Annotated in this window: 6 protein-coding genes; 2 read left to right on the top strand and 4 right to left on the bottom strand. The window is 64.8% G+C overall.

The window, feature by feature from the left end; translation table 11 throughout:
- Window positions 1-316: 316 nt before the first annotated feature.
- On the bottom strand, window positions 317-2,263 hold the full coding sequence (acs, locus tag AC4FAH_RS11430) for an acetate--CoA ligase (protein WP_107335998.1): 1,947 nt from the start codon (window positions 2,261-2,263) through the stop codon (window positions 317-319).
- A gap of 276 nt (window positions 2,264-2,539) precedes the next feature.
- Window positions 2,540-3,196 (bottom strand): SprT family zinc-dependent metalloprotease, encoded by a 657-nt coding sequence (locus AC4FAH_RS11425; protein WP_153636536.1) that lies wholly within the window; start codon window positions 3,194-3,196, stop codon window positions 2,540-2,542.
- Between the two features lie 181 nt (window positions 3,197-3,377).
- On the opposite strand from AC4FAH_RS11425, the gene AC4FAH_RS11420 reads away from it, so the two are divergent.
- Window positions 3,378-4,106 (top strand): YecA/YgfB family protein, encoded by a 729-nt coding sequence (locus tag AC4FAH_RS11420; RefSeq protein ID WP_064503292.1) that lies wholly within the window; start codon window positions 3,378-3,380, stop codon window positions 4,104-4,106.
- Window positions 4,107-4,220: 114 nt separating this feature from the next.
- Here the strand turns inward: AC4FAH_RS11420 and AC4FAH_RS11415 are convergent, their stop codons facing one another.
- Entirely contained in the window at window positions 4,221-5,342 is a 1,122-nt protein-coding gene (locus AC4FAH_RS11415) for a phospholipase D-like domain-containing protein (protein WP_054556850.1), read from the bottom strand.
- 318 nt (window positions 5,343-5,660) lie between these two features.
- Between AC4FAH_RS11415 and plsB the strand changes: the two genes are divergently transcribed.
- A complete protein-coding gene (gene plsB / locus AC4FAH_RS11410; protein ID WP_490246060.1) occupies window positions 5,661-8,285 on the top strand; it encodes a glycerol-3-phosphate 1-O-acyltransferase PlsB in 2,625 nt (874 codons plus the stop codon).
- Between the two features lie 111 nt (window positions 8,286-8,396).
- Here the strand turns inward: plsB and AC4FAH_RS11405 are convergent.
- Window positions 8,397-8,657, bottom strand: a 261-nt coding sequence (locus AC4FAH_RS11405; protein ID WP_490246059.1) for a class I SAM-dependent methyltransferase, incomplete at its 5' end; no start/stop codon positions are given.

Genomic DNA, 8,657 nt, shown 5'->3' with positions numbered 1-8,657 from the left:
GGCTGGCTGAGAGGCGGGGCAGGATGCATCCGACTTGCCTGCTGACATGGGGGCGGCCTTGATCATGAATTGATTGGGGAAATGCGCAGCGAGGCGCGAATGGACTCCGCGGGCACATGCGCTGGCGCGTCATTATCAAGCCAGCGCCTCCTCGATGGCCAACCTTTCACGTCTCGCACAGCGCAAAAGCGCGGGCTAGGAATACGAACAGACAGATGTCCCCGGACAGGCGCACAAAAAAGCGCGGGAGCCAGGCTCCCGCGCTTCGCTGTCGCTGCGTGTCTTGTCAGGCCTCGATGACCGTCACTCGACGCGTTCAGCGGTTGGCGCGCTGCTCGATCAGGTCATCCACCACTGACGGATCCGCCAGGGTCGAGGTATCGCCGAGGCCGTCGGTCTCGTTGGCGGCGATCTTCCTGAGGATGCGGCGCATGATCTTGCCGGAACGCGTCTTGGGCAGCCCCGGCGCCCACTGGATGACATCCGGCGAGGCGATCGGGCCGATGTCCTTGCGCACCCACTGGGTCAGCGTCTTCTTGAGCTCATCACTGGCTTCGATACCGTCGTTGAGCGTCACGTAGATGTAGATGCCCTGGCCCTTGATGTCATGGGGATAGCCGACCACGGCGGCCTCGGCGACCGCTTCATGCGCCACCAGCGAGGACTCGATCTCGGCGGTGCCCATGCGGTGGCCAGAGACGTTGAGCACATCATCGACGCGCCCGGTGATCCAGTAATAACCATCCTCGTCGCGACGACAGCCGTCACCGGTGAAATACATGCCCGCATAGGTGGAGAAGTAGGTCTGCACGTAGCGTTCGTGATTGCCCCAGATCGAACGTGCCTGCCCCGGCCAGCTGTCGAGAATCACCAGGTTGCCTTCGGTCGCGCCCTCGAGGATATTGCCCTCGTTGTCGACCAGCGCCGGCTGCACACCGAAGAACGGCAGCGTGGCGGAGCCCGGCTTGAGATCGGTCGCGCCCGGCAGCGGCGCGATCATGATGCCGCCGGTCTCGGTCTGCCACCAGGTGTCCACCAGCGGGCAATTGCCATTGCCGATCACGCGGTGGAACCACTCCCAGGCCTCGGGGTTGATCGGCTCGCCCACCGAGCCGAGCAGTCGCAGGCTCGTGCGCGAGCTTGAGTCCATCACGCTGTCACCGTGTGCCATCAGCGCACGCACGGCGGTCGGGGCGGTATAGAGAATGTTGACCTGGTGCTTGTCGACGATCTCGCCGATGCGCCCGTGGGTCGGATAGCTGGGCACACCCTCGAACATCAGCGTGGTCGCGCCATTGGCCAGCGGTCCGTAGACGATGTAGCTGTGGCCCGTCACCCAGCCGACATCCGCCGTGCACCAGTAGATATCGCCATCGTGATAATCGAACACGTAGCGATGGGTCATCGCGGCATAGAGCAGATAACCGCCCGTGGTGTGCTTCAGGCCCTTGGGCGTGCCGGTGGAACCGGAGGTGTAGAGGATGAACAGCGGGTCTTCCGCACCCATCGCCTCGGCCGGGCAGTCACTGGACTGACGGTCCACCAGCTCATGGAACCAGGCATCGCGGCTGCCCCAGTTCACCTCACCGCCGGTACGCCGCACCACCAGCACGTGGTCGACACAGTCGGTGCCATCACGCTCCAGCGCCTCATCGACGTTCTCCTTGAGCGGCACACGCTTGCCACCCCGCAGTGACTCATCGGCGGTGATCACGATGCGCGAGCTGGAATCGACGATACGCCCCGCCAGCGCGTCCGGCGAGAAGCCGCCGAACACCACCGAGTGCACGGCACCGATGCGCGTACAGGCCAGCATCGCCATCGCGGCTTCGGGAATCATCGGCATGTACAGCGTGACCACATCGCCCCGCTTGACGCCCAACTCCTTGAGGCCATTGGCAAACTGGCTGACACGCGCGTGCAGCTCGCGATAGGTGATCGACTGGGACTCGTTCGGGTCATCCCCTTCCCAGATGATGGCGACCTGATCGCCACGCTCGGCGAGGTGGCGATCGAGGCAGTTGTGCGCCACGTTGAGCTTGCCGTCCTCGAACCAGCGCACATCGACATCACCGGGGCCGAAGTTGGTATTGCGGATCACCGAGGGCGCATCGAACCAGTCCAGTGACTGGGCCTGCTCGGCCCAGAATGTCTCCGGCGCCTCGACGGACTGCTGATACATGGCCTGATAGCGCTCGCGGTCTGCCCAGGCGTGGGCGGCGACATCGGGAGTGACCGGATGAACCTTGGCATGTTCGCTCATGTGGCGTGACCTCTGACGGATTGGCTGGCGACTCGCTGCCCCACGCGGCATGCGTGAAGCGCAGGCGAGCCGAGGCAAGTCCATTTCAGCTTAAACCCAAGCATGGGGGGGCCACACACTAGACCTTGGTAGATAAATTTTTACTAATTATTTCAACTGTTTATCAACAAATTACACCAAGGTCACAGCGACGTTCGGAGGACAGAAACCGCCTGAAAAGACACCTCCTGGCGCGACTCGCACTTTGCAATGACGCGCAGGCGAGCGAAATGCGCTTCAACGCGCAGTCGACGCATTGCGCGCCGGGTCATTCAAGGGACCGCTCAATTCCTGGCCACAGCGCCGACAGCGATAGCGGTGACCGCGCTGGGCATTGGCATGGCGTCGCGAGCTGAAATAGTGCGCGGTATCGCAGCCACAACCATAGGCCCAGGGCGTCGGGCTGGCAGTCGAGACATCCATGCGATGCGTCACCTCCGGCGGGATGCCGTAGAGGTTGGTCATCACTTGCTGCCACTCGGGGCCATGCGGTTTGACACGCGTCTTGCCGGCGCGCTCGACCACCTCCATCACCACCCAGTGCGCGACCTCATGGGGGACGGTCTGGCTGAGGAAGTGATGGCGATTCTCGCTGAGCAGTTGCCAATTGAAGCGCAGCCGCTGGCGCGCCGAATCCGCCGTGCCCGCCGTGCGCCCCTTGAGACGGCAGGAGACCGACGGCATGCGCAGCTCGGGGAACAGGGTGCGTGCGCGCGCCAGACATGCCAGCACCTGCGCCTCCAGCGTCGCGTGCAGGGCAGGCGCCGTCAGCGCCTCGAGCGCGGCGGCATCGGCCAGCGGCAGTGGCGTCGCGGGGGTCTCCCCCAGGCAGGCCAGAGCATGATCGGGCGCAAAGCGATGACGACTGACGACACGACGAGTGGATGATGACATGACACGATGACCAGACAGCAGAGCGAAGGCATGGATGAGCCGATGACGAGCGAGCGTACCACTCCTCGAGGCGTGAAATGATACACTAGCGCCATTCACGCCTGCCCGGTTCCCCTTGGTTCACCCAGGTAGCCAGGCGGCACTGTTCGACTTCTCCCCTTATCGCACGTGAGACTCCCCCATGGCCGAGCCTGTCCAGACCCAGCCGCTGCTGGATGATGAATCCCTCGACATCCTCGACGAATTCCTCGAGTCCGACATCGTCGGCCCGGAAGCTCTCGATATCATCAGTGCGCATGGCTTCATGCTGGCACTGGCCATCGCACCGCGCGAAGTGCCCTCCAGCCTGTGGCTGCCGGAACTCTTCCAGGGGCAGCCAAGCTACGAAAGCCCGCAGCAGGAAGCGGAAGTCGTCTCCCTGTTCGAGCAGATGCGCGCCAACGCCATCGATGCCCTCGAGCACGGCGTGCTGCCGGAACTGCTGTTCGAGCTGGAACTGGGCGGTGCCGACCCGGTCGAGACACCGATCGGTGACTGGTGTGCCGGCTTCATGGAAGGCGTGTTCATGGACGAGGAGGCCTGGTTCGGCACCCAGGAAGAGGCGGCCGCCGAACTGCTGCTGCCGTTCATGGCCATCTCCGGCGTCTTCGACGATGAAGACCCGGAGATCGGTGAGCTGATCGCCGACCCGATCGGTGCCCAGCGCTTCGTCAACCAGCTGCCGGAACTGCTGCTGGACCTCTACCTGCTCTACCGTGTCCCGCCGGAAAGCCCCAAGCCGTCGCCGCGTCGCAAGGGTTCCGCCGCACCGGGCGCAGCCGGCATTCCGCGCAGCAAGCACGCCGGCAACAAGGGCGCTGGCAAGGGTGGCAACAAGAACGGTGGCAAGGGCGGCGGCAAGAAGCGCTGATCCCGCCATGGCGCTCTTAACGCCATGCAGCCTTGAAAACGACAACGCCGGGCGACCTCATGGGTCGTCCGGCGTTTTGGTTCCACGCAGCCGTGTCTGACAGCTGCGAGCCGCTCAGCGCAGCCGCGTCACCAGGCTATCCAGGGTGCCATAGCCCCACTCGCGACAGCGCTGCATCAACGGCCGACGCTGCCAGGCGGCCTGGGTGATCTCGACACTGTGGGCGAAGTGATGCTCGAACAGCGTGGCGACGTCGGCGGCGAAGCGATGGTCCTGCACCTCCTGATTGGCCTCCAGATTCCACTGCAGGCTCCAATGATCGAAGTTGCACGACCCCAGCGTCACCCAGTCATCCGCCAGCGAGAACTTGGCATGCAGAAAGCGGGGCTGGAATTCATGGATACGCACGCCCGCCTTGAGCAGCCCGGCATAGAAGCGCTGCCCCGCCGAACGCACGCCCGGGTGGTCATGATGCTGGCCGGCGATCAGCAGTCGGACATCGACACCCCTACGCGCCGCACGCTTGAGACGCCGCCGCATGCTGAAGGTCGGCACGAAGTATGGCGTGCAGATCCACAGCCGCTTGCGTGAGCTGCTGGCCTGATGCTGCAGGGAATGACGGATGGCCTGATAGCGGAAACCATGCCCCCAGACCACCCGCCCACGCATGCTCAGATAGCCCTCGACCCGGCACGCCCGCACATTGATGCTGCGCACCGCCAGCCGACTGCCATGGCCACGACTGGCCGCGGAGTCCCACACGCGTGCGAACAGGCGCACCCAGTCACTGATGCACGGCCCCTCGATGCGTATCGCGACTTCCGACCAGGCCTCGGCGAAGACATCCACCGCACCGAAGCCGCCGGTAAAGCCCACCTCCCCATCGACCACCAGAAGCTTGCGATGGTCACGCGTCAGATTGCGCCCCAGCCGCCACCAGGAAAGCGGGTTGTAGATCCTGAGCTGGATATCGGCCTCGATCATGCGCTGGCGGTCAGCTTCCTCGAGGCCCAGCGAGCCGAAGCCATCCAGCAGCACCAGCACCGTCACGCCGCGGCGGCGCGCGCCACACAGCGCATCGATCAGGACGCGACTGAGGTGGCCGCTCTCGGCCAGATACAGCTCGAGCAGGATGGAATGGCGCGCGGATTCCACCGCCTCCAGCATGCTGGGCAGAAAACGCGCGCCTTCCGGCAGCAAGGTGAATCGATTGCCTGATCGCCACATTCCCAGCATGCCTTGCCTCCCGTCATTTCCCTGCACGGCACGATACAGATGGCGATGCCCATGACGGTGCACCGCCAGATGCTGCCACTGTGCGCTTCGTCACTACGCACTCAGTCACCAAGTACTCTGCCACCAAGTACTCTGCCACGGCGTCTGCGGGCAGAATGCGTATAATGTTCAATATCATGCTTGCGCTGAACGCTACCAGCCAGACCATGAAAACGTCGCAATCAACCCTCATTCATCGTCCCGATGCTTTATTCGTGAACGCCGACAGATTGTCGTTTCCGGTAGTCCGTCCTTGTCCACACCTGCGAGAGCCTCACCATGTCGCCAGTCACCTTAGTCTTGCGCCCGTTGCGCAATGTCAGTCGCCGTCTGCTGGACAAGTGGGTGGAGCTGCGCGCGGTGGAGCCCGACATCAATGCGTTGGACCACAGCGCCTTGAACCTCGACCCGACGCTGCCGGTGGTCTACGTCTTCCCCTACCAGGCATTGTCCGACGAGCTGGTGGTCGAGCAGCTGTGCGAGGCACGCGGCCTGCCCTCGCCGACCCTGCCTCTGAGCATAGGCGACCTGCGCCTGAGCCACTCCCGTCTCCGTCTGTTGCGTCGCTCGCGCAGCGACAGGAGCCTGCTGTCACGCCGCCTGGCCAAGTTGATCGCCGCGCTGGAAGACGCCCCGAGTGATGTCGAGGTGCAGCTGGTGCCGGTCAGCGTGTTCTGGGGGCGTGCCCCGGGCAAGGAATTCGGCTTCTGGAAGTTCATCTCCGCCGATAGCTGGCGGGTGACGGGCGTGCTGCGCCGCGCCATCGCGATTCTGGCCCATGGCCGCTCGGTGGATGTGCATTTCGGCCAGCCGCTCAAGCTGCACGAAGCGCTCAGGGAAGGCCCGCAGGACTCGGCGCTGGCGCACCGCCGCATCTCGCGCCTGCTGCGCGTGCACTTCCGCCGCGTACGTACCCGCCTGCTGGGGCCAGACCTCTCCCACCGCCACACCATGATTCGCAACCTGCAGAAGGCGCCCGCCGTGCAGGACGTGATCAGCGAGCTGGCACGCGAGCAGAATCAGCCGCCGGCACGTCTGGAGAAGCGCGCCCTGCAGTATGGTCGCGAGATCGCCTCCAACATGGGCTATCCGGTGCAGCGCTTTCTGGCGCATGCCCTCAAGCGGCTGTGGCACAAGCTCTACGACGGTGTCGAAGTGCGCGGCATGTCGCAGGTCAAGGCGATCGCCGGCGACTGCGAGCTGATCTACGTGCCCTGCCATCGCAGCCATATCGACTACCTGCTGCTGTCCTACGTGCTGTTCCACGAGGGCCTGATGACACCCCACGTCGCCGCGGGCAAGAACCTCGACATGCCGATCATCGGCCCGATCCTGCGCCGTGGCGGCGCCTTCTTCCTGCGCAGAAGCTTCCGCGGCAATCGCCTGTACGCCACCGTCTTCGACGAGTACGTGCACCAGCTGATCACCCGTGGCCACCCGCTGGAATACTTCATCGAGGGGGGGCGTTCACGCACCGGCCGCATGCTGCCCCCGCGTCCGGGCATGCTGGCGATGACCCTGCGCTCCTTCCTGCGTGATACGCGCCGCGAAGTGGCCTTCGTGCCGGTCTACATCGGCTACGAGAAGGTCTTCGAGAGCCTGAGCTATCAGCGCGAACTGTCGGGAGCCAGCAAGAAGAAGGAATCACCGCTGGACCTCATCCGCGTGCTCGGCCAGCTCAAGCAGCCCTTCGGCAAGGTCTACCTGAACATCGGCGAGCCGCTCAAGCTGGGCGAATGGCTGGATGAGACCGCGCCGGACTGGAAGGCCAGCCGTCATCAGCGCCGCCCGGAATGGCTGACCCAGGCGGTGCCGCAACTGGGGCATGAAATCGCCACGCGCATCAATGCCGCCGCCGCGCTCAATCCGGTCTCGCTGACGGCGCTGGTGCTGCTGTCCACCGCCCACCACGCCATCGAGGCCAGCCTGCTGCAACGCCAGCTGGCGATGCTGGTGCGTCTCGCCGACAAGCTGCCGGGCCGTCATGACCACAGCCTGCCCGAGGGCACGCCACAGGAATGGGTCGCACACTGCGCCCACCTGGGGCTCGTCACCCTGCGCCCACAGAGTCTTGGCGAGCTGGTGATCGCCACCCCGGAGCAGGCCAGTCTGCTGACCTGGTATCGCAACAACGTGCTGCACCTGCTGGCGTTGCCGGCGCTGATCGCCTTCGCCTTCCGCAATACGGCCCAGTACACCCTCGAGGCACTGGAAGACCAGATCAGTCCCGCCTGGCCGCTGCTGGTGCGCGAGCTGTTCGTCCCCGAGGCCCCTGAGCTGAAGGCGGATATCGCCGCCACGCTGGCTCTGATGAGCGAGGAAGGCCTGCTGGAGCATCAAGCCGCGACTGGCGACACTCCGGAGCGCTGGTCCCGTCCGGTGGCCAGTCAGGAGCCTTCCGAGCAGCTGCGCCTGCTGGCTCAGCCGGTACAACCGACGCTGGAACGCGGCTATCTGTTGATCGCCGCCCTGTTGCAGCACGGCAGCGGCACGCTGGACCGCGAGTCCCTCGAGAGCCATTCCGGCGCCCTGGCCGAACGCCTGACCCTGCTGTCGGGCCTCAATGCGCCGGAGTTCTTCGACAAGCGTCTGTTCAGCGGCCTGCTCGATACCCTGCTGGAGCTGGAGTTCATCTGGCTGGAGAGCGGCCAGCTATGCTTCGGCGAAGCGCTGGAAGACCTGCAGGTGCACGGCCGCGATCTGTTCGATCCCGCCCTGCGCCACCGCCTGCAGCATGTGCGCCTTCGCGACAGCGACAGCGAGAACGAGACCGAGAAAGAGAGCGACGCCCCGACTGAAGGCATGGTCGAGGAGCAGCACCCAGCCCTCGACGACCACGAGGCCGCTGACGAAACCGCATCAGCAGACCGCAAGGCGCCCGACACCTCCTCTCAGCGCGAATGAGATGATGGGCCGAGGCCCCTGGCGCAAAAAAGCCCCCGCCGCGATCACATCGCGAGCGGGGGCTTTTGCGTTTGGCGGAGGCTTTTACATCGCTGACGCCATCGTCAGGCGTCAGCGCAGCGCCTGCTTCACATAGACGTCGTAGCGGCTGGTCTTTTCCTCGACCACATGGCTCGGCGCGAGCCCGCCGATCGGTTCGGCCTTGCGTGGGCGCTTGACCACCACGCGATGCGTCGCGACCTCCAGCGCCGCTTCGAGCAGCGCCGGGGCATCCGCATCATCGCCGGCCAGGGCGCGGAAGACTCGCATCTCCTTCTTGACCAGTGCCGACTTGTCACGGTGCGGGTACATCGGGTCGAGATGCACCACCTG

It is taken from the genome of Cobetia sp., assembly GCF_983723665.1.
This window is presented reverse-complemented; position numbering and strand designations above follow the sequence as displayed.